This is a genomic window from Micromonospora sp. NPDC052213 (genome assembly GCF_040679695.1).
Taxonomy (GTDB): Bacteria; Actinomycetota; Actinomycetes; order Mycobacteriales; family Micromonosporaceae; genus Micromonospora.
The window spans coordinates 1-20,852 of record NZ_JBFAVI010000127.1 but is presented as its reverse complement, the minus strand read 5'-3'; the positions used below and the strand labels follow the sequence as shown (position 1 = coordinate 20,852).

The 20,852-nt window shown below is 73.9% G+C and carries 16 protein-coding genes; 5 read left to right on the top strand and 11 right to left on the bottom strand.

Annotated features, from left to right (window positions below; all coding sequences use genetic code 11):
* The 8 genes from AB0L34_RS24790 to AB0L34_RS24755 all read right to left on the bottom strand — a co-directional run.
* A partial coding sequence (locus AB0L34_RS24790) for a copper resistance CopC family protein (RefSeq protein ID WP_363706988.1) occupies positions 1 to 489 on the bottom strand: 489 nt, incomplete at its 3' end.
* A gap of 29 nt (positions 490 to 518) precedes the next feature.
* Positions 519 to 1,748 carry a Dyp-type peroxidase gene (locus tag AB0L34_RS24785; protein ID WP_363706987.1) on the bottom strand — a complete coding sequence of 410 codons (1,230 nt, stop codon included), beginning with the start codon at positions 1,746 to 1,748 and terminating at the stop codon, positions 519 to 521.
* Positions 1,745 to 2,347 (bottom strand): copper chaperone PCu(A)C, encoded by a 603-nt coding sequence (locus AB0L34_RS24780; protein ID WP_363706985.1) that lies wholly within the window; start codon positions 2,345 to 2,347, stop codon positions 1,745 to 1,747. Before AB0L34_RS24780 ends, AB0L34_RS24785 begins: the two co-directional genes overlap by 4 nt.
* Before the next feature lie 94 nt (positions 2,348 to 2,441).
* The gene (locus tag AB0L34_RS24775) at positions 2,442 to 3,218 is read right to left on the bottom strand and encodes a zf-HC2 domain-containing protein (RefSeq protein WP_363706983.1); all 777 of its coding nucleotides are present in this window, start codon (positions 3,216 to 3,218) and stop codon (positions 2,442 to 2,444) included.
* 89 nt (positions 3,219 to 3,307) lie between these two features.
* Complete coding sequence (locus AB0L34_RS24770) at positions 3,308 to 3,874, bottom strand: sigma-70 family RNA polymerase sigma factor (protein ID WP_363706981.1); 567 nt, start codon at positions 3,872 to 3,874, stop codon at positions 3,308 to 3,310.
* Between the two features lie 290 nt (positions 3,875 to 4,164).
* Positions 4,165 to 6,828 (bottom strand): DUF6493 family protein, encoded by a 2,664-nt coding sequence (locus AB0L34_RS24765; RefSeq protein WP_363706979.1) that lies wholly within the window; start codon positions 6,826 to 6,828, stop codon positions 4,165 to 4,167.
* Positions 6,825 to 8,162, bottom strand: a complete 1,338-nt coding sequence (locus AB0L34_RS24760) for an SWIM zinc finger family protein (protein WP_357699665.1) — start codon at positions 8,160 to 8,162, stop codon at positions 6,825 to 6,827. Before AB0L34_RS24760 ends, AB0L34_RS24765 begins: the two co-directional genes overlap by 4 nt.
* 159 nt (positions 8,163 to 8,321) lie before the next feature.
* Positions 8,322 to 9,386 (bottom strand): RICIN domain-containing protein, encoded by a 1,065-nt coding sequence (locus AB0L34_RS24755; protein WP_363706977.1) that lies wholly within the window; start codon positions 9,384 to 9,386, stop codon positions 8,322 to 8,324.
* Positions 9,387 to 9,615: 229 nt separating this feature from the next.
* Here AB0L34_RS24755 and AB0L34_RS24750 point away from each other — a divergent pair, with 229 nt between their 5' ends.
* A complete protein-coding gene (locus AB0L34_RS24750) occupies positions 9,616 to 10,422 on the top strand; it encodes an AfsR/SARP family transcriptional regulator (protein WP_363706975.1) in 807 nt (268 codons plus the stop codon).
* A 79-nt stretch (positions 10,423 to 10,501) separates the two neighbouring features.
* On the opposite strand, the gene AB0L34_RS24745 is transcribed toward AB0L34_RS24750, so the two are convergent.
* The 3 genes from AB0L34_RS24745 to AB0L34_RS24735 all read right to left on the bottom strand — a co-directional run bounded on the left by AB0L34_RS24745 (position 10,502) and on the right by AB0L34_RS24735 (position 14,508).
* A complete protein-coding gene (locus tag AB0L34_RS24745) occupies positions 10,502 to 13,858 on the bottom strand; it encodes a type 2 lanthipeptide synthetase LanM family protein (protein ID WP_363706973.1) in 3,357 nt (1,118 codons plus the stop codon).
* Positions 13,859 to 14,011: 153 nt separating this feature from the next.
* On the bottom strand, positions 14,012 to 14,260 hold the full coding sequence (locus AB0L34_RS24740) for a mersacidin/lichenicidin family type 2 lantibiotic (protein ID WP_363706971.1): 249 nt from the start codon (positions 14,258 to 14,260) through the stop codon (positions 14,012 to 14,014).
* Positions 14,260 to 14,508: a mersacidin/lichenicidin family type 2 lantibiotic gene (locus AB0L34_RS24735; protein ID WP_350706123.1), complete on the bottom strand. Its 249-nt coding sequence runs from the start codon at positions 14,506 to 14,508 to the stop codon at positions 14,260 to 14,262. Before AB0L34_RS24735 ends, AB0L34_RS24740 begins: the two co-directional genes overlap by 1 nt.
* Here AB0L34_RS24735 and AB0L34_RS24730 point away from each other — a divergent pair.
* The 4 genes from AB0L34_RS24730 to AB0L34_RS24715 all read left to right on the top strand — a co-directional run bounded on the left by AB0L34_RS24730 (position 14,507) and on the right by AB0L34_RS24715 (position 20,656).
* Positions 14,507 to 14,731 (top strand): hypothetical protein, encoded by a 225-nt coding sequence (locus AB0L34_RS24730; protein WP_363706969.1) that lies wholly within the window; start codon positions 14,507 to 14,509, stop codon positions 14,729 to 14,731. The two genes, AB0L34_RS24735 and AB0L34_RS24730, sit on opposite strands and share 2 nt — an antisense overlap.
* A gap of 108 nt (positions 14,732 to 14,839) precedes the next feature.
* Complete coding sequence (locus tag AB0L34_RS24725; protein ID WP_176737180.1) at positions 14,840 to 15,016, top strand: hypothetical protein; 177 nt, start codon at positions 14,840 to 14,842, stop codon at positions 15,014 to 15,016.
* 112 nt (positions 15,017 to 15,128) lie between these two features.
* Positions 15,129 to 18,494 carry a type 2 lanthipeptide synthetase LanM family protein gene (locus AB0L34_RS24720; RefSeq protein WP_363706967.1) on the top strand — a complete coding sequence of 1,122 codons (3,366 nt, stop codon included), beginning with the start codon at positions 15,129 to 15,131 and terminating at the stop codon, positions 18,492 to 18,494.
* Complete coding sequence (locus AB0L34_RS24715; RefSeq protein WP_363706965.1) at positions 18,491 to 20,656, top strand: peptidase domain-containing ABC transporter; 2,166 nt, start codon at positions 18,491 to 18,493, stop codon at positions 20,654 to 20,656. Before AB0L34_RS24720 ends, AB0L34_RS24715 begins: the two co-directional genes overlap by 4 nt.
* Positions 20,657 to 20,852: the final 196 nt, after the last annotated feature.

The window sequence follows — 20,852 nt, the reverse complement described above, 5'->3', positions numbered from 1 at the left end:
CGGCGGGGCGGCCACGGCCATCCTGCTGCTCGTCGCGCTCGCCGTATTCGTGCCGGCGGCGCTGCTCGCCGCGGTCACCTGCGGGCTGGCGCTCGCCGAGGGGTCCGCGACGGTGAACCGGTACGAGCCCTGCACGGGGTGCCCGTCGGCGGAGACGACGCGGTAGGCGACGGTGTAGGTGCCGTTGGCCAGCGGTCGGTCGATCGTCACCGTTCCCGTCGTTCCGGTGACGACGGGCTCGCCGGTGGCGACCTTCGCCTGGGCGGCGTCGGTCAGCGCGATGGTGGTGAAGGCCGGATCGAGCTTCTGCATGAACGTCAGCTTGACCTGGGTCGGCGCCGTGGTCAGCCGGGACTCCTTGGCGGGGCTGGCGGACTGCAGCGTGTTGTGCGCGGCGGCGGGAGCGGCCGGCACGAGCAGCAGCGCGGCGACGGCCAGCGCGGCGGTGACGAGACCGGCTGCGGTCGGGCGGCGGAATCGGGTGGGCATCTCTGGTGCTTCTCCTGGTGAGGTGGTGGTCAGCCGAGCAGTTGTTGGCCGATCCAGCCGCCGTCGGGGCAGCCGGGCGGGATGGCGAAGACGGCGGAGCCGATCGGGGTAGTCCACTCGTTGAGCAGGTCCCGTTCGGCGAGGCGCCGCTGGATGGGGAGGAACTGGCGGGCGATGTCGGCCTGGTAGGAGGCGAAGATCAATCCGCTGTCGGCGGTGCCGTCGGCGGCGGGTACCCCGTCGTAGTTGTAGGGGCGGCGCAGGATCTTCAGCCCGTCCTCGCCGACGCGGGCGCGGGTCAGGTGGGAGAAGTCGGGGATGACGGCGAGCCCGTCGGGGCCGGTGGCGGCGAAGTCGGGCACGTCGTGTTCGGCGGCGCCGGTCAACGGGGCGCCGGTGTCGAGGCGGCGGCCGACGGCGAGTTCCCGGTCGGCGCGGCCGAGCAGGTCCCAGGTCTCCAGGTTCATGCTGATCCGGCGGACGACCAGGGTACTGCTGTCGCGCAGCCACGCCGGCCCGTCGGTCACCCACACCGCGGTCTCCAGCGGCCCACCCGGCCGGGGGTTGGCGGTGCCGTCGAGTTGGCCGAAGAGGTTGCGCTGGGTACGCCCGCCGGGTTCGACGCCGGCGCCGCGTCGGAAGCCCTGCTGCACCCACCGGACGGCGGCGAACGGCCGGCTGTCCTTGACCAGGACCCGTTGGGCGTGGGCGACGGTGACCGGGTCGTCGGCGCAGATCTGCAGCAGCAGGTCCCCGCCCGACCAGCGGGGCTGGAGCCGGTCGACGCGGAACGAGGGCAGGGCGGCCACCGACGCCGGCCGCCGCTCCGCCAGGCCGGCGGCGGCGTAGAGGCCGGGGCCGAAGCCGAACGTGACGGTCAGCCGGGCGGGCAGCAGCCCGAGTTCCGGCTCGGTGTCGGCCAGCGCGGGCCGCCCCTGGGTGAGGCGGGCCGCGTCGTCGGTGAGCAGCCGCAGCATCCGGCCCAGCGCCGCCCGGTCGGTGCCGGGCCTCAGGGTGAACGCCACGAACGACGCGTGTGCCTGCGGCTCGGTGGCGACGCCGGCCTGTCGGGGCCCGTGGAACGGCTCGACCGCCCCACCGACCTCGGCCACGGGCAGCGCCTCGACGGGCCGTACCCCCGGGTCGGAACGGGTGGCGGCGCCGGCGGCGGCGCCGGCCAGGGTGCCCCCGGCGGCCAGGGCGCCGCCGGTGAGCAGGCCGCGCCTGCTCACCGGGCGGGCGGTGGGCACTCCGGTCACGACGCCGGGCCGGTGGTCGTCGCGGGCTTGCCGCTCGTGTCCGGCGCGGGTTCGCCGTGGCCGGGGGCGTAGCTCTCCTGCGCACCGGCGAACGGCTTGGCCACCGCGGTGAACGTCTGGGTCCGGCCGTCGGCGAAGGTCAGCGTGAAGCTCACCTGGTCGCCGGCCCGCACCGGCCGTTTGAGGCCCATCAGCATCAGATGGTCGCCACCGGGCTCCAGCACGTGCGTGCTCCCGGCCTTGACCACGATGCCGCCCTGCTTGGCCCGCATGACCATCTGGCCGTCCCGCATCGCCATCTCGTGCAGTTCCATCGGCGACACGTCGGTGGCGGCGCCGGTGATCGTGACGTCGGTGTCGCCGTCGTTGACCAGGCTGACGAACGCCGCGGTCATTCCCGTGTCGGCTGCCTTGACCCACGGGTCGCGGACGCCGAGCACACCCGCCGCGCTCGCCGTGGCCGACGGTGACGGGCTGGGCGCGGCGGCCGACGAGCCGTCGGACGAGCCGCAGCCGACCGTCCCGCCGAGCAGGAGGGCGACACAGGCGAGGAGTGCGGCCGGGCGGCGACGCGAGCCGGCGAGCATGGTGCGGGGCATCCGGGCAGGTCCCTTCGAACGATGACGCGACGTCGGTTGGTCGGCCCGGTGGCCGGAAAAGTTCCGGCCGGGAGCCGATCCTGTCCGAAATTGATCAGGCCGCTCGGCGGTCGGGGACGCGGGCGGAGCCGGGGTACGGCGGCAGCAGCCGTAGCCCCGGCGATTCGGGCTGCTCCTCGTCGGGCAGGTGCCAACGAGGCTCGTCGGTGCGGTTGCGCCGCACCGGGCCGTCGGGGCGCAGCCCGCGGCGGGACAGCACGACGACGAGCGCGTAGCCCACGAGCAGGAAACCGTGGCTGACCAGCCGGGTGGTGTCCACCCGCCCCGTCGCCAGGTCGTTGACCGACAGCAGCACCAGCGTGCCGACGAACGCGCTCAACATCGGCACCAGCCCCGTCGGGGGAGTGCGCCGGGCCGCGACGAAGAGGAACCCGGCGCCGACCGCGACGTTCCAGGCCGCCGACTCGTGCCACAGGTGCCCCGCCGCCAGCCCGTCGGCGGCCGGATGCACGTGTGGGCCGGCGACGCCCCGCCCGATCTGCGTCAGGCCCAACACCAGCTGCAGCGCCCCGATCAGCCCCAGCACCGCCCGCAGGCTGACCACGGCCCGTCCCCGCAGGCTGAGCACGGCCCGTCCCCGCCGTCGGCGCGGCGGCACCTCGGGCAGCGCGTTGAGGACGACGTCCGTGAGGTCGTCACCGGCGACCATGACCGACAGCCGCGCCCGCCGGGTCACCGCCGCGGCCTGGTCGAACCACGTCCGGCAGCCCCCGCACCCGGCCAGGTGCGCCTCGGCCGCTGTCCGCTCGGCAGGGGACTCCTCCCCGTCCAGCTGCGCCGACAGCACCTCACGCCACTGCTCACACCCCATGCACGGATAGTCGTTCCGATGCCGCCGCCGGTTCCCGACGATTTTCGCCGGCCACCGCTGCGCTCCTGCTCAACCGGGGTGCGGCCCGCTCAGCCGGCCGCGTTCTCGCCCGGCCGCGCGGCCGTCGACCGGCCGCCGCCCATGGCGGCCACGAGGTCCTCCCGGGCCCGGGCCACCCGGGAGCGGATCGTGCCGACGGGGCAACCACAGACCTCCGCCGCCTCGGCGTAGGACAGGCCGAGCACCTGGGTGGCGACGAACGCCTCACGCCGGTCCGCCGGCAGCGCCGTGATCAGCTGCTCCAGCACCACCTGCCGGTCGAACGCGCTCCGCGACGCGTCGGCGGTGTCATGCCCGTCGGTCAGCGGCACGGTCCGCGGACGGGACGTGGCGGTGCGGATGTGGTCGGCGGCGACCCGGCGGGCGATCGCGAGCAGCCACGTCCGCGCCGACGACCGCCCGGCGAACGACCGCAACGACCGCACCGCCCGCAGGAAGGTCTCCTGCGCGAGGTCGTCCGCCTCCGCGGGCGAGACCAGCACGGCGAGGAAGCGCCGGACCTGCTGCTGCGTCGCCCGGACGAACCGGGCGGCGGCCTCGCGGTCACCGCGGCCGGCGGCCAGCGCCCACGCGGTGATCTCCGCGTCGTCGGCCATCCGGCACCTCCCGTCAGCCCACCGGAGGGCGGACACCCCACGGCGGTCACGACAAGTCGTAGTAGTAACCGGACGCTACCGTATCGCGGGGCGACGCGACGTATCTCTCCCTGCGGTAGGTAGCCGGACCGGATCGGTTGACCCCCTCCCCACGGTCGAGCGGCGTCGGCATGCCGACGCCGCCGCGCGGCCCGGGCACGGCGACCGCGTCGGATCATCGGCCTGGCCCCGGACGACGGCCACCGCTGATGGCCCGGCGGATCGCAGACCCGCCGGACCATCGACAGGTGTCAGGCCGCGGTGAGCGCGCGGTGCAGGCGCCGGGCCTCGGTGACCAGGCGGGACGAGCCGCCCTGGCCGGCGACCTCGCCGAGGCCGGGCACCTCGATCCGGACACCGGTCGCGGTGGCCGTCTCCGTCGCCAGGGTCAGCAGGTCGGGCAGGCCGCGCGGCGGCCTCGGCGCGGCGAGTACCACCGGCAACGCGGCGGCGACCAGCCGCCACACGGTCAGCGGCGCCCCGGCCAGGGCGGCGTCCCGCAGCGGCTCCACCACCCGGGTCAGCTTCACCAACTGCCTGGCGAACAGACGGCCGAGCTGCTCACCCGCCCCGCCGGCGTCGAACTGCCCCGCCCCGGCGAGCCCGAGCAGGGCGTCCAGAGCGGCGACCCGGTCCGCGCCGTGCCGGGCCCCGAGGCCGTAGGCCAGGGCGAGGTCGAGAGCCACCCCGCCGGTGCCGCTGCTCTCGGCGAGTAGCGGCAGCACCACGGCGCCGTCGCGCTGGTCCATGTCCGCCGCGCCGGCCACCGACGGGAGGGTGTACGCGGCGACCACCCCCCGGTGCCCCGGCAGGATCGACGGCCACATCTTCACCCACCCGGAGTACTCGATCCCGATCGGCGCCGGGTCGGCGGTCAGCAGGCCGTACCGGTCGTCGTACCCGTCGGGCGGGCGCAGCTCGACCAGGATCCGCTCCTGCACCAGCTGGTCGAACTCCCAGTCGTAGCCGGCCTTGCGGGGGCGCCGGGTGACGGTGGTGGCCCGCATGACCGGCTGCGGCAGTCCGCCGCCGCGCAGCCAGGCGGCGAGCCGCTCCCCGGCCGGCGTGCCCAGCGCCGCCGCCTTGTTCGCCACCGCGTCGTCGGCGTCGACGGGCAGGCGCAGCAGGGCCTGGGTCAGGTCCCAGTACCAGGGCGTCCGGTCGCCCCACGCCGCGAGCCGTTCCACCAACGCCAGCGGGTCGAGCAGGCCGTTGGCGGAGGTGGGGGCGGCCAGCAGACCGGGCTGCCCCGGCTCGTCGACGTGCGCACCGATCTCGGCGAGCCGGGCCCGCAGCAGCCGGTGGGGCGGGGGCACCCGGGGATCGGTGGTGGCCAGCTCCGGCGCCGACGGCGTCCGGTCGGTCCGGCGTACGGCGGCCAGCAGCGCCGCCCACCGGCTGCGGCGCCGGGGCTGCTCGGTGGAGCCGGCGGTGAGGAGCAGGTCGACCAGCACCTCGCAGAGGCAGAGCGGGTCGTAGCGGTGCTCGTTGCCCCACGACCAGTGGCGGCGGTCGACGACGGGGGCGAGGGCGGCGTGCACCCGTGGCCCCTCGGTCGTGGTGAGCCGGACCAGCCCGTCGAGGATCCGGTCCAGCGGTGCGCCGTGCGACGGCGTGCCGAGCAGGGCGGCGACCTCCTCGGCCAGTTCGTCCACGTCGGTGATCGGGTCGGGCGCTGGCGCGGGCGGCGCGGGCGGGGGAAGGTCGTCCCCGCGCGGCCGGGTGACCGCCGGGCCGGTCCCGACCGCCGCCGGGTCGTGACCGTGCCGGGCGGCCAGCGTGCTCGCCCGGTCGCGTAGCTCGACGGCGGGATGCCCGAGCGCCACCCCGATCACCTCGGCGACCTCCACCGCCCGGTCCCGGTGTTGGCGGGCCAACCGGTCCAGCCAGGCCAGTTGTGCCCGTACGAGCGTCTTGTCCGGCCGCAGCAGCACCTCACGCGAGGCGTCGAGTACCGCCTCGACCTCCAGGTCGGGCAGATCCCGCAACGCCTTCTGCGCCATCGTGGCGACCGGAGCCGGCGCGTCGGTGAGCAGGCGGAGGTAGTCGGTGGCGCGGGCGGCGACCTCGGCGGTGGTCGGGGTCAGCTCGTGGAGCAGGGTGGTGAAGGCGCGCAGTGCCGCCGCCCGGTCGCCGCGCAGCAGCCGGCCGAGTGAGCCGTCGATGAGCATCGTCCGGTCGACGACCCCCTCGGCGGCGAGCCGCGCCAGCGCGGTCGGCAGGACGTGCCGATCCCGCTCCTCCCACGCCGTGGCGACCTCGTCGAACATCATCCGCGAACCGAGACCGTCCACCTCGAACAGGCGGGGCAGCATGGCGGCCAGGAACGGGTCGCTGCGCAACCGGTCCACCAGGGGGGCCGGCGGCCCGGGGCGGCGCCGGTCCGGCAGCTCCACCGCGCCCAGCCACAGCTCCACGAACCGGTCGTCGGTCGGCGGGGCGACCCCCTCCGCACGCAGGAGCGCGGCGACGAACCGCCACCGCTCGACCCACGTCTGCTGGTTGACCTTCGCGGCCAGCCGGTGCGCCAGGTCGCCCAGCCAGGTGATGCCGCGCTCCTCGGCGACGCCGGCCAACAGGGCGGCGGCCCGCTCGCCGTCCGGGTTGACCGAGTTGCGGGCGAGGATCGCCGCCGCCTGTGCCGCGCTGGGCAGGCAGCCCACCACGGCGACCGCCAGGGCGGTGCCCGACCCGGCTGTCCACCAGGTCGACCGGTTCCGCTCCTTGAACCAGGCGGTCAGCTCGACGCCGATCTCCCTGCGGCGCTGCTCGGGCAGGCCGGCCAGGGCGTCCGCGACCAGCGTGGCGGAGCCGTTCTGGACCAGGTCGAACAAGTCGCTGGTCCCGCCGGCGGCCAGCTCCCGACGCCGGCGTACGGTGCTCTTCATCAGCAGCGTCTGTCGGGCCCGGCTCACACCCGCTCCTCGACCTGGTCGGTGGTCAGCATCCGGGTGGCCAGCGCGTGCCGGCACGGACCCCGCTGCCCCCGGTGCTTCGCCCACCACGGGCAGGTGCAGGTGAACCCGCCGTCCGGCAGCCGGCGGACCCGGTACACCTGGTCGCCGCTGCGGATCGTGGCGGACGTCCCGTCCCACTCGACCGCCCCGGCGTCGAGCAGCGCCCGCGCGCCGACCAGACGGGGATTGTCCCGCTCCGCCCGGCCCGCGTCGTACGGCATCACCCGGTGGAAGTACGCGGCCTCGGAGACGTCGTATCCGACCCGCCCCGCGGTGCCGAGCTGCGCCAGCGCGCCCCGGACCCGTGCCGCGTCGATCCCGGCCTCCGCCGCCAGCCGATCCACGTCGATGGCCGGGTCCCAGGAGAGCAGGGCGGCGACCAGGTCGGCGTCGTCGACGACCTCGTCCCCGGCCAGCGCGGTGAGCGCCGCGCCTTCGCCGGAGAACCCGCGGTACGGCTCGGGGGAGAGGGTCAGGGAGAGGCGCAGCGCGCCCGTGTCCAGTTCCCAGGTGCTCGGCACGGGCGCCGACCCGGCCGCGACGGTCGGCCCGTACACCCGCAGGGTCCGGGCGAACCGCAGCATCGGGCGCAGGGCGGCCAGCCGGCTCGCCCCGGCCAGGCAGACCGCGCCGGGCACGGGCCGGGAGGTCAGCCGCAGCGACCGCCCGGCCGGCACCACCCAGAGCACCGAACGGTCGGCGGTCGTGGGCAGCCGGCGCAGGAACGCCGCCGCCTCGGCCGCCGGGACCTCCGCCCGGGGCTCGAACCTCGCGGCCAGCACCTGCACCTCGGCGAAGCCGCGCAGCCAACGCACCGGCAGCGGGACCTTCTTCTCCACCACCGCGCCGTCCATGGTGGAGACGGTCAGGTCCTCCGGGCCGACCGACAGGTGCAGCGGGTCGAGGCCGCCGACCCGGGCCAGGGCCTCCCGTAGCGGGTTGTTGACGTCGACGTTGGTGGTGCCGTGCTCCACCACGTCGCCGTCCAGGCCGTCGGGCAGGGCGTCGAGGCGGGCGTAGACCCCGCAGCAGCCGGAGAAGGACTCGAACCGGAGCCGGTCCCGACTGCCGGTCACCACGGGGTCGAGGCTCGCCGGGCTGACCGGCCGGTGGTACCGGGTCCGGGCCACCTCCGCGACCGCCAGCAGGCCGACGGCCGCCGCGTGCGGGGTGGTGAGGAAGCCGGTGAAGAACCGCGGGTTCGGCGCGGGCCCCCCACTCGTCTGCAGGGCGAGTCCATCCTGTCCCAACGCGGAGGACCCCAGATACCGGTACGTCTGCACTGCGTTCACGTCCGCGGACAGTAGAGGACCCCACCGACAGGAACCGGCCCGTTTCCGGTCGGCTGCGATCCGGACCCGTGCGGCCTCCCGCGCGGTGGCGGCCATCGCTCCGGGTCGTGGCCCCGGACCGAGGAGGCGGGCCAAGGACCGCTGGACGTGCGACGCTCGTCAGGACGCCGGGGTCAGCTCGATGAGGAACTCCTGGTGGGCCTCGCCGGTGCACGGCCCCTGCCTCGCCGCCGCGCCGATGGGCGTGCGGGCGTCGTCCCGGACGCCGATGCACAGCCCGCTGGCTGCCGGCCGCAGCCGGTAGCCGCCCGGGACCGGCGTGTCGACCCTCTCGGCGGCGAACAGTTGTTCCTTCCTGCTGGGGCTGCAGTCCGTCCAGGGCTCGAGCATGTCCTGGGCCGGTGGTGACTTCAGGACGGTGAGGCAGCCGATGCCGAACTGAGGATGATCCCACTTGATGTGGACGAGGTTGTCGCGGACGGGTTCGAGGCGGGTGCGGGGCAGGTCGGGTTTGTCGCATGACTGCAGGGTCGCGACCGAGCCCTGGTACCGGCCGGTGCGCTCGCGCCCCTCCGAGAGGCACAAGGCGGGCGAGCCGACCGGATGGATCTGCGCCCACGCCCCCTCTTCTGGCAGGTCCAGGCTGCCGGAGACGACGGGCCGCTCCGGCTGACGGTCTGGCTGGTCACGCTGGTCCGTCGCCCACACCGCAAGCGGGATCGCCAGGCCGGCGGCAGCCAGCAGGGCGACGGCAGGGCGCAGCCATGGCCACCTGCGTCGGACCGGTGGGGCGTCACCCGGATCGGGTGCGTCCGGGGGCGTTGCCGCGGGCTCGGCCGCGGCGCCCAGCCGATCCCGTGCCCGCAGCCAGACGTCCACTTCCTCCTGGTCGCCTCCGCAGGCGCGGACGAACGCGGCGAGGACCTCGGCGCGCGGTAACGTCGGCCGGCGCAGGACGTCGGCGATGGTGCTGCGCGGCAGCGCTTCGCCGCCCGCGGTGGCCCGTTGTTCGAGCTGCCGGTATGTACACCCGGACCGCTGCTTGAGCCGTGCCATGAGCGCGACGAGTTCAGCGACGGTGGCAGCCTCATCCGGTCGTTCGTCCCCCGTAGCTCCGACCGACATGGCCCACAGGCTATCGCCACAACTCGATCGGCGGGGGCCGGGTTCGGGCGGTGAGCTGTCCGGACAGGTCCGAGGCACCGCGCTGACCAGGCCGGACATGTCGGCCGTGACCGGGACAGGCGACTGTCCTTGCCGGACACACCGGTCCCCTTGAGGCTCAAGGGACCCCGCCGTCGCGGCAGGAGCGCGCGGCGGCGGAGGACCCGGCAGACCACTCCCGGTCCGGCCGGTCCGGGCACCGCTCGTGCGTCCGTCGCCGCTCAGGCACGGCGGAGAGCGGCGACCGGGTGAACGAGACGGATGTCGCACTGATGTGGAAGGCGGAAGCGTGGCCCTGCCCGAATCGATCCGTTACCGGATACTCGGTCCCGTACAGACGAAGTCGGCCGACGGCACCTGGCAGGACTTTCGACAGGACAAGTGGCGCACGCTGCTCGCGGTCCTGCTGGTCCGGTCGAACCGCGTCGTGCCCTGCGGCGAGTTGGTGCGGCAGCTGTGGCCGGAGGAGGCGCCGGGCAGCCAACGCAAGCTGGTGCAACAGTACGTCCACCGACTCCGCCGGAGCCTCGACGACCCGGACGGCGAAGTCCTGCGGACGCGGCCCGCCGGGTACGAGTTGCGGGTGTCCCCGGGCGAGCTGGACGTGGACCGGTTCGACGCGCTCTGCGCGGACGGCCGACGGGCGCTCGCGACGGCGGCGTACGAGGAGGCGATGGCGCACTTCGGCCAGGCGATGGCGCTGTGGCGCGGAACGGCCATGGCGGACGTCGGGAACGCTCCCGCGGTCGCGGCCGAGCGGATCCGGATGACCGAACGCCGGCTCGCCGCGACCGAGCTGTGGTTGCGCGCGGGGCTGGCCTGCGGCCGGCACGACGTCCTGATACCGGAGCTGGAATGCCTGGTCGTCGCGCACCCGCTGCGGGAACGCTTCCGGGAGCTGCTGATGACCGCGCTCTACGAGACCGGCCGGCGGGCGGACGCCCTCAGCGTCGCCCGGCACCTGCGCTGCCTGCTCAGGGATGAGCTGGGCATCGACCCGGGGGCCCAGATCCAGCGGCTGGAACGGACGATCCTGCGCGGGGAGGACGTGGACCTGTCGCTGCTGCGCCCGCTCGCCGTGCCCGCCGATTCCTGACCGGCAGCTCACGACGGGGCGATCCGGGGTGCCGCCGACCCACACCCCGGACCGCCCCGCCCCGACGGGGGCGCGACGCTCAGGCGGCCACCACCACGTGGTGCCCTCGCTCGGCCGGCCGGCCCGGATCGCCGCCGTGCCCCGGTGCGTCCAGCAGCAGGACGTTCGCCACCCGGTGCGGCATCGCCACCCGGAGCAGGCCGTAGCCGATTCCGGCGAGCCCCATCAGCAGCCCGGGCGTGCTGACCTGCTCCGGGACCCCGGCCCGGGGCGCGCCGGCGAGGACCTGCTCGGCGATCGCCCGCGCGCACCGCAGGCCCAGCGCCGCGTCGTCCGGCTCGTCGAGTGCCGAACTGGCCGCCAGCAGGGTCTCGACCAACCCGAGGTCCCCGTGGCAGATGGAGTCGTTGCCGATGCCCGTGTACCGCCCGTCGACGACCAGGTCGTCGCGGACCTTGCCGGTCGCGATGTGCAGGTCCTCGCGGATCAGGTCGTGCCAGGGAGCCAGCACGGGCAGTCGCAGCATGGCCGCGCGTGCCAGTCCGATCCCGGCGGCGCCGTGGCACCAGGCGTTCATGAAGGCGCCCGGACCACTGATCACCCGCAGGTCGGGCCAGTTCCGGCGCTCCGGCGACAGGTGGTGCCGCTCGAAGCGCAACGCCCGCCCGCACACCTCGGCGAGCTGGTCGTCTCCGGTGAGCTGGGCGATCCGGGCCAGTGCGTACCCGATGCCGCTGGCGCCGTGGGAGAACCCGAGCAGCGCCGGCGCGTTCTCGTACTCGACCTGCCATCCTGTCCCGCCGGGCACGTCGATCGCGCGGTCGGCGATCGTCCTACCGGCCGCCTTGAGGGCGTCGAGGGTCTGCTCGTCGGGATGGGCGTCGTGCAGGGCGAGGATCGCCAGCGCCGCCCCGGCGGTGCCGCTGATCACGTCGAGCACCTTGTCCTCGGCGAACCGCTCCCGGCACAGCGCCGCGGCCTGCCGGGCCGCGTCGACGAGCGCCGGCGCCCGCAACACCTCGGCGAGCTGGCCCAGTACGTAGACGAGGCCGCCCAGCTCGCTGAAGCCGCCGATCGGCAGCCCGGCCCCCCGGTCCGGGCTGGCGGCGAGTTGGCGGGTCACCTCGGCGAGCTGGGCGGCGAGCTGTTCGGCGGGCCGGCGGAACCGGACGTCGCCGGTGACCGCGCCGAGCTGGCCGAGGAACAGGGCGACCCCGGCGACCCCGCTGTACAGGTCGATGCCGGCGTGGCCGACCTTCCAGTACCGGTCGCCGATGAAGTTCACCGACAGCCACGACGGCGCCTCGCCGTCGGCGGCCAGGGCGGCGTCGAGCAGCAGGTCCGCGATCGACCGGGCGGCCCGCACGGCGAGATCGGCGTCGATCGGCGCCTCCGGCAGCGGCCTGGACTCGACCCGCTCGGCGTGGGGCGTGCCCACCGTGAGCCCGGACATGGAGGCGCGGATGCACCAGAGCTGTCGCCGCAGGTCCTCCTCGGACATCGCGCCGATCCGCGCCCGCACGGCCGCCAATCCACTGGTTTCCAGGAAGTCGTGGGCCACCACCCCCTGCGCGTCGTAGAGGTCCGTCGAGCCGGGGGTGGTGTGGAACGCCGGGATGTCCTGGTCGGCGAGCTGTCGATGTTCGCTGCCGAACAGCACGTCGCGGTCCGGCAGGTCGACGAACGCGGAGGAGAGCACCTCGTGGAAGATCTCCCGGTCGAGCGAGTCGCGCAGCAGGTCCGGGTGCCAGGACTCCGACTGGACCCGGCCGTACGTCATCGTGGGGCGGGGGATGAACCGCACCTCGTCGTCGCGGAACCGGGCGATCGGTCCGCCGGCGGCCAGCAGGTCGTCGCGGTGGGCGGCGATGATCCGGTAGCAGTCGGTGAAGCCGGCGGCGAGGGCGTCGGTGTGGGCCAGCGCGTTGACGGGGCGGCCGTCCAGCCGTACGCGGTTCTGCGTCTCCGGCATCTCCCGGCGGTCCCGCACGACCCGCATCTCGTCGGTGCCGCCGGCGACGAAGGTGGGCAGGCGGGCGGGTGAGAGTTGGCCGCCGGAGCCGGCCAGGCCGCTCACCTCCGCGTCGTAGATGCCCTCGTCGTCGGCGGTGATGATGCGCTCGGGCAGGAGGCCGACCCGGAGCACCGAGTCCCGCACCACGCGGGGCGCCTCGCCGAAGGTGAGCGGCGCCAGCTGCGCCCCGGTGACCCGGGGCAGCACCTGGAAGATCGCCTCCAGGTCCACGGGGACGGGGTGTTCCCCGGCCGCGATGACGTTCTCCAGGTGCAGGTCCGAGCCGCAGAGGGCGTGGAACAGCGCCAGGAACGCGCCCTGCCGCCAGAAGAAGCGGTCCACCTGCTCCTCGTTCTCGCACGACGCGACGTCGACGTGCTCCACCCAGCCGTACTCGCCCCGGTCGAGGACGAGCAGTGGCCGCAGCGGTTGGCGGAGCCCGTGGGCGTTGAGCCAGTCGAGGACCTGGTTGAAGTGGACCTCCACGCTGAGGCTGCGTGGCTTGTACACCAGCTTGCGACCGTCGGTGAAGGTGAGGATCGCGACGGTCTGGCCGCCGCGGTGGGTGTCCCCGGCGCCGAAGCTCACCCGGGCCAGGTCGGCCAGTCCGTGCCAGTCCCCACCGAAGGTCCGCCGCAGCTCGGGCAGATCGGCGAGGAGCCGTTCGGCGAACCGGGCCCGGACGTCGACGGTGGTGCGCAGGCAGGTGACCAGTTCCCTGGCGAGCACCGGGTACTCGGCCAGGATGCCGAGCGCCGTCTCGGGCGTACGGATCTGCGCGATGAACGACGACATCCGCTCGGCCGGTGTCGCCCCGGCCAGCCGGCCCTCCACCCGGGCCACGTTCACCTCGAGGATCATGACGGAGATGATCATTTGCAGGAGTCGATCGAGCGGCGGTTGCAGCAGCGAGTGGTCCGCCGGCAGGGTGTCGTCGTGGCCGTGCCGGGCCACCAGCCGGGCCACCCGGCTGCCCAACTCCTCCTGGCTCCACGCCAGCAACGGCGCGATCAGGTTCAGGAACACCACGTTCCCGGCCTGGTCGTGCCCGTGGTCGTGGTCGTCGTGATCGCATCCGGTCGCCGGGCCGCCACCGGCGAGGTCGTCGAGGCGCGCCGACCCGAACCGCCGCCACGCCTCGGCGATCACGCCCAGCCAGGCCGGCCGGTCGGGGATCCTGGCGGCGAGCGACTCGGCCGGTTCGGCCAGCAGTTCGACGATCCCGTCCTCGGCCAGCCCGAGTCGTTCCCACCGGTCGAGCGAAATGTCGGTGCCGCGCAGGATGTGGCCGCCACGCCAGGCGTCCCGCCGGCGGCGACCGTAGTCGTGTTGCTCCTCCGTGATCGACGGCGTGCCTCCGGCCCGTTCGGACCGGGTCAGGCCACGCCACCAGTTCGGCCTCTGAAGAATCTCGTCGAACATGTCTCCACCCTCATTTGTCCGCGTCCGGAACGGCCGCGGCTGTCGTGGCCCGGCCCTCCGGCCCGGGGTGGACACCGTCACCACGATGCCCACCCCGGCCTGCGTGGAAAATCGGTCAGTCGTCGGTACCGGAATGCGGTTTGCCGACCGCCGTCAGCAGCTTCCCGACGTGCATCCGGCCGTCATGATCCAGCAGGTGTTGGTGCAGCCGAGGCTGCCCCACTGGCAGGTGAAGCAGGTGTAGAAGGTGAATGCCCGGTCACCGCCGAAGATGTCCGCCAGATCCGAGTCCAGGCCACCGACGGCGCCCACCGGGCTCTCGGGCAGGAGGGCGATGTCGGCGTCGTCGAGCGTGGTGCGGAAGGCGGGGTCCTTCCATGCGCGCACAACCGTGGTGCTCATCAGCATCCCCAGCAGGTGCGGCAGGTCCACAGCGGGTAGCAGGTGAGGCAGGTGCGGAAGGTGTAGGGCTCCCCGTTGCAGCAGCCCATCGTCGCGGTCGACTCGGTGCCGGCGCCCCGGGTCCCGTCCGTGACCATCTCACCCAACTCGACCCGGCCGACCGGGTGGGCCGGCAACATGGCGAGTTCGCTGTCGTCGAGAGTGGCCCGGAAAACCGGGTCCTTCCACGCCCTCGCAGCAGTTTCCATGATTTCTCCGATCGATAGAAGAAGTGTCGCCACGCCTGCCGATCCACCGTGGATGACGGGTGCGGCAATGCGGCGGGCGGCGATGATCCCGCGGTCAGAACAGGCGACGGAATCGGAAACTCGGCTCGGCCAGGAACCGGTGCCGTCCGATGGCGGCAGAAACACGATGGACGCCGCCGGCTCACCGGTCAAGGCCGACGGCGACCGGTTCTACCACGACTGAATCGGCAGCGAACCGAGCGTCGACCGGAAAACAACCGGCGTCTGAAACGCTCATCCCGCTCGGCCAGAACAGCGACGGTTCGCGATCTGACGAGGGGAGGTGACAGAAATGACGGAACGACCGGAACTCGTCGAGGACCCGATCGGTCAGCTGGACCTGACCGACCTCGACCAGGAGATCAACGGTGGTAGCAGCGCGGTGTGCTTCACCATCACGGTCACGATCTCCACCTTCAAGCACAGCATCTGTGGCACCTGCGGCATCTTCAGCGTCGGCTGCTGCTGATCCCGCGATGGCGATCGGCACCCCGGTCGCGTCACCGGGTGGGCGGAGGCGTCCGCCGTCTCCGCCCACCCGGAACCCGTTCCATCGTGACGAGCCGCAACGGAGAGACGTGATGGCCCCACGCAACACCGCAACGAGCGATCGCGCCGACCTCGGCAGCGACGTGTTCGACCGACCGGCCTGGTGGGCTGCCCTGTCCCTGGAGGAACGGCGGCGTGTGCCGGTGCCCGACACCGAGGCCGCCCGCAGCCGGGGCGCGCGCCGGCTCGACGCCTGGCGGACCGTCCGGGCCGCCACCGGCGGACTGGAGCCGAACCTCGCCCGGTGGCACGAGGCGGGCCTCAGCGAGGAGGAGTTGGGGCTGCTCCTCGGGGAGTCCTCCGACAGCCTGCGCGACCGGGTGCCGCAGCCACCGTCGTGGCTGACGAGCGTGGCCCAGGCGTGGTCCACCGATCCCGCCGACCTGCCCGCGTTCGACGCCGGCCCGACGGCCGACCTGGGACCGACCGCCGACCTGCTCGCGCTGGTGCACCCGTTGTCGCACCGCTACCAGCAGCGGTTGCACGAGGAGGTGCGCCGGCTCGCCGGCGACCTCGGCCACCGGGGCGAGGTTCCGCCGCACCATCCGTTGCTGCGGCCGAACCACGAGGTCCACCTGGCGATGATCAGTCCGGTGCTCGCGGTCCACCTGCAGCGCGCACGCAACGCAGGGACACTCTCCGGTGACACGCCGGCAGCACGGTTCGGCGACTTCGCCCGGCAGCTTCGCCAGCCCGCGTACGCCCTGCGGATCCTCGCCGAGTATCCGACGCTCACCCGCGAGCTCGTCGACGAGATGGAGACGTGGCTGGCGGTACGGAGCGAGCTGGCCCGACGCGTGCTGGCCGACCTGCCGGCGCTGCGCGCGGAGTTCGGCCTGACCGCCGCCTCGCTCGACGATCTGGTGGAGGTGCAGACCGGTGCCGGCGACACGCACCGCGGCGGGCGGAGCGTCGCGATCCTCACCTTCGCCGGCGGCGGCAAGGTGGTCTACAAGCCCCGCCCGCTCGCCGTCGAGTCGCACTTCTACGCCCTGGTCGACTGGCTCAACGCCAAGGGGATGACCTGCCCACTGCGTCGGCTGACCATCGTGGAGCGGGCGGGGTACGGCTGGGTCGAGTTCGTCCACCCCGAGAGGTGCGCCGACGAGGAGGGGCTGCGCCGCTTCTACTGGCGCCAGGGCGCCTACCTGAGCCTGCTGTACCTGCTGCGCGCCTCGGACATCCACCTGGAGAACGTCATCGCCGCCGGCGAGCACCCGGTGATCGTCGACCTGGAAGCGATCTTCCAGCAGGCTCGGCCGACCACCGACACCCGGCCGCTGGTGCTGCCCGCCGAGGCGATGCACCGCATCGAGGAGTCCGTGCTGTCGATCGGCCTGCTGCCGCAGCGCCTGATCCAGCAGGACGGCGACGCGGTGGTGACCACCGAGCTGTCCGGGATGGCCGGCGGGCGAGGGGAACTGAGCCCGATGAAGGTGCCGCGGTGGCAGGACACCGGCACCGACCAGATGCGGCGGACCCGGGCCCGCATGGAGATGCCCGGCGGGCACAACCTGCCCACGGTCGCCGGCACCGCGGTGGACCCCGCCCGGTACAGGGCCGACCTGGTCTCCGGTTTCGAAGCCTGCTACCGGCTGCTGCTCGCGCACCGTGACGAACTGGCCGCCCCCGACGGCCCGGTTGCCGCGTTCGCCGCGGACGAGATCCGTTTCATCGTGCTGCCCACCATGGTGTACGGCCGCATCCTCGGCGAATCCTGGCACCCGGTGGTGCTGGGCGACGCCCTGGACCGGGAGTGCCTGTTCGAGGTCCTCGCCACCCGTCACCCCGAGCTGGTGGCTGACCGGGCCGTCGCCGCCAGTGAGATCCGGCAGCTCGCCCGGCGGGACATCCCGTTCTTCCGGACCCGACCCGACTCCCGGGACCTGTACGACGACCGTGGCCTCGTCGTACGCGACTTCTTCCCCCACCGCGGACTGGACCTCGTCCGGGACCGGATCGCCGGGCTGTCCGCCGCCGACCTGCGCCAACAGAGCTGGGCCGTGTCGGCGTCGCTGGCCGCGCTGCAGCTCGGCGACGGCCAGGAGGCCGTCGCACCCCGGACGCGCGCGGCGCCGGCCGAGGAGATCGACCAGGCGCTCGCCGAGCGTGCCGCCGTCCGCCTGGGCGACCGACTCCTCGAGACCGCGCTCGGCGACCCGGCCCGGCCGGTGTGGCTGACCCTCGCGCTCGTCACCGACCGGCACTGGAGCGTCGTACCCACGGCGTTCGAGAGCTACAGCGGGCTGTCCGGGATCGCGGTGTTCCTCGGCCAACTCGGCGAGCAGACCGGCCTGGCGCGGTTCCGGTCCGCGGCCGAGGCGATCGCCGCGATGCTCAGCGGACACGTCGACGCCCTGCTCGACTGGCCGGAGGCCGACCGTGACCTGCTCGGCATCGGGGGCTTCAGCGAACTGGGCGGCTACGTCCACGCGCTGACCCAGCTCGGCGCGCTGTGGCGGGCACGACCGCTGCTGGACCAGGCACGTCGGCTCGTCCCGGAACTGCTCCGGCGGTTCGACGGCGACCGCCACCTCGACGTGGTCGCGGGCACCGCCGGGGCGGCGCTCGCGCTGCGCGCCCTGCACTCGGTCGATCCGGACGAGCGGACGTCGGTGGCGCTGCGGGCGGCGGGCGACCACCTGCTCGCCACCGCCTCGGCCCACGACCCCGGGCTGGCGTGGCCGTCCGCGATCCCCGCGCGATCGCCGCTGCTCGGCTTCTCGCACGGGGTGTCCGGCATCGCCTACGCACTCGCCGAGATCGCCCGGGTGACCGGCGGGCGGCGCTACCTCGACGCGGCCGAGCGTGCCGTGCGGTACGAGCACCTCCAGTACGACGCCGCCGTGGGCAACTGGCCCGATCACCGTGACGTCACCCCGCCGGGCACGTTCATGAACGCGTGGTGTCACGGTGCGGCCGGCGTCGCGCTGGCCCGCGCGGCCATGCTCGGCACCGTGCGCATCCCCGAGGTGCGCGCCGACCTCGACGCGGCGGTCGCCTCGGTGCGGCGCAGCCTCACCTCGGGCGAGCTGCTCACCGGCACCGGCAACGACTGCCTGTGCCACGGCGACCTCGGCCTGGCGGAAGCCCTGCTCACCGCCGGCCTGGCCACCGGCGACGAGACTCTCGTCGCCACGGCGCGCAGGGCGACGCGCGCGGTCGCCGAGACGGTGCTCGCCGGCGAGGAGCTCTGCGGCGTACCGCAGGGGATGCATGTGCCGGGCCTGCTGATGGGCACCGCCGGCATCGGCTACGGGCTGCTCCGGGCCGCTCGGCCCGACCTCACGCCGAACGTCCTGCTGCTGGCTCCGCCGGTCGGCGCGGCGCCCCGCGACCGCCAACCACCTGGCCCGGCCACCGCCGCCGTCCGTGCCGTCGCCGAGGAGGAAGCGTGACCCGCGTACCGGTGATCGTGCAGATGAGCAGCACCGAGTGCGGGCCGAGCTGCCTGGCCATGGTGCTCGGCGGGCTGGGGCGCGCCACCGAGGTCCGGGAGCTGCGCGCCCACTTCGGGGTGGGACGCGACGGCACCAGCGCCCGCCGCATCCTGGAGGTGGCCCGCGAGTACGGGCTGGCCGCACGGGGACTGCGGGTGAACGAGGCCGGGCTGGCCAGCGTCCGCCTGCCCGCCATCGCACACTGGGGCGAGGACCACTTCACGGTGCTGGAGAAGGTCGGGCCGCGCCGGATCCGGATGGTGGATCCCGGACACGGCCGGCGGCGGCTGACGCACGAGGAGTTCTTCGCGGAGTTCTCCGGCACCGTGCTGGAGTTCACGCCGGAAGAGTCGATGCGGCGCCGGCGCCGCCCGATCCGCGACCACCTCGCCCTGCGGTTCCTCCGCGACCTGGTCCGGCTGGCGCCGCTGCTCATGGTGTTGGCCGTGGCGCTCTCGGCCGTGGTGCAGGTGCTCGGGCTCGCCTCCGCCTGGGCGACGAAGTACGGCGTGGACGTCCTCATCGGGCAGCGGGCGGACACCCTGTCCCTCTTCGCCCTCGGCGTGGGCGCGTACATCGTGACGCACACCCTCGCCACCCTCTCCCGGGGGCTGGCGCTGCTGGTGCTCCAACGTCGGCTCGACGGCACCCTGGGTGAGCGTTTCATGAGCCACCTGATGCGGCTGCCGTACGCGTACTTCCAGACCCGCGGCGCGGGCGACCTGATGGGCCGGCTGAGCAGCAACATGGCGGTGCGGGACATGCTGACCTCGCAACTGGCCACGCTCCTGCTCGACACCGTCTTCGTCTTCATCTACACCGCCCTGCTGGTGGCGCTGAGCCCGGCGTACGCCGCGGTGGTCGCGGTCCTGGCGGTCGCCCAGTTCGGCATCGTGCTGAGCACCATCCGGCTGGTCCACGAGCGTGCCCAGCGCGAGCTGGCCGCCGACGCGAAGGCGCAGAGCAGCGCGATCGACGCGCTGGCCGGGGCGGAGTTCCTGAAGAGTTCCGGACTGTCCAACTGGGCGTTGCGCCGGTGGGCCGACCGGTTCACCGTGTCGGTGCGGGCGGGATTCGAGCGGCGGCGGCTGGACCTCGTCAACGAGTCGGCGATGGGGATGTTCCAGGTCGCCGCGCCGCTGGTGCTCCTCCTGTTCGGCGTCGTCCAGGTGGTGGCCGGCCGGATGTCGCTCGGCACGATGCTCGGCCTGAACGTCGTCGCCGGGCTGCTGCTGGCTCCCGTCGGGCAGGTGATGGGTGCGCTGCGTTACCTCCAGACGATCGGGTCCCACCTGGAGCGCATCTACGACGTGCTGGACGAGGAACCGGAACCGGCGCGCCCGCAGGCCCACCAGCCGGTCGAGCTGCGCGGCGAGATCGAGCTGCGCGGGGTCGACTTCCGGTACGACCTCGGCACACCGCTGGTGCTCAGGAACATCGACCTGCGGGTCGCGGCCGGGTCGAAGGTGGCGGTCGTCGGGTCCACCGGCTCCGGCAAGACCACCCTGGTGCGGCTGCTCACCGGGCTGCTGCGGGCGAGCGCCGGGAGCGTCCTGGTGGACGGGCGGCCCCTCGACGACTACGACCTGGAGCCGCTACGCCAGCGCTTCGGCGTGGTCACCCAGTTCCCGTACATCTTCGGCGGTTCCATCCGCGACAACCTGACGCTCGGCCGGCTCGACGTCACCGACGACGAGCTGCGCGAGGCGTTGCGCAAGGTGCAGTTCCTGCCGGATCTGGAGCGCATGCCGATGGGCCTGAGCACCGGCGTCGGTGAGGGCGGCGGCGCGCTCTCCGGTGGCCAGCGGCAGCGGCTGGCGATCGCCCGGGCGTTGCTGGCCAGGACGAACGTGCTCCTGCTCGACGAGGCGACCAGCCACCTGGACACCCTGACCGAGGCGGCGATCGCCGCCGAACTGTCGGCGCTCGGCTGCACCCGGATCGTGATCGCACACCGGATCAGCACGGTCAGCGACGCCGACCAGATCGTCGTGCTGCATCAGGGCGAGATCGTCGAGCGCGGCACCCACGAGGAGCTGATGACATTGGGCGGCCGGTACGCCGAGCTGGCGCGGCGGCAGACGGGTCGGTTGACGGAGCGTGCGACAGCCGGGGGCTAGTCGACGGTCCGCTGCTCGACGACGGGCGGCTCCGTGCGCCCGCCCTGCGAACCGGACGGCCCTCGGTGACCAGGTGGGACGCCGCGCTGATGTTCAACTGACGGCCCGGGTCCGACACGGACATCTGGTCGCGTGGGCTCGCTCCCCGGCAGTGCTGCGCGGCAACGGCGGGACCGGCGGCGGGGGGGGGGGCGCC

Excerpts from the sequence above, each read along its gene's own strand:
- AB0L34_RS24755 (WP_363706977.1), bottom strand. The coding sequence starts at position 9,386 with ATGTCCGGCCTGGTCAGCGCGGTGCCTCGGACCTGTCCGGACAGCTCA.
- AB0L34_RS24725 (WP_176737180.1), top strand. The coding sequence starts at position 14,840 with ATGACGGAACGACCGGAACTCGTCGAGGACCCGATCGGTCAGCTGGAC.
- AB0L34_RS24780 (WP_363706985.1), bottom strand. The coding sequence starts at position 2,347 with ATGCCCCGCACCATGCTCGCCGGCTCGCGTCGCCGCCCGGCCGCACTC.
- AB0L34_RS24735 (WP_350706123.1), bottom strand. The coding sequence starts at position 14,508 with ATGGAAACTGCTGCGAGGGCGTGGAAGGACCCGGTTTTCCGGGCCACT.
- AB0L34_RS24730 (WP_363706969.1), top strand. The coding sequence starts at position 14,507 with ATGATTTCTCCGATCGATAGAAGAAGTGTCGCCACGCCTGCCGATCCA.
- AB0L34_RS24770 (WP_363706981.1), bottom strand. The coding sequence starts at position 3,874 with ATGGCCGACGACGCGGAGATCACCGCGTGGGCGCTGGCCGCCGGCCGC.
- AB0L34_RS24720 (WP_363706967.1), top strand. The coding sequence starts at position 15,129 with ATGGCCCCACGCAACACCGCAACGAGCGATCGCGCCGACCTCGGCAGC.
- AB0L34_RS24745 (WP_363706973.1), bottom strand. The coding sequence starts at position 13,858 with ATGTTCGACGAGATTCTTCAGAGGCCGAACTGGTGGCGTGGCCTGACC.
- AB0L34_RS24775 (WP_363706983.1), bottom strand. The coding sequence starts at position 3,218 with ATGGGGTGTGAGCAGTGGCGTGAGGTGCTGTCGGCGCAGCTGGACGGG.
- AB0L34_RS24740 (WP_363706971.1), bottom strand. The coding sequence starts at position 14,260 with ATGAGCACCACGGTTGTGCGCGCATGGAAGGACCCCGCCTTCCGCACC.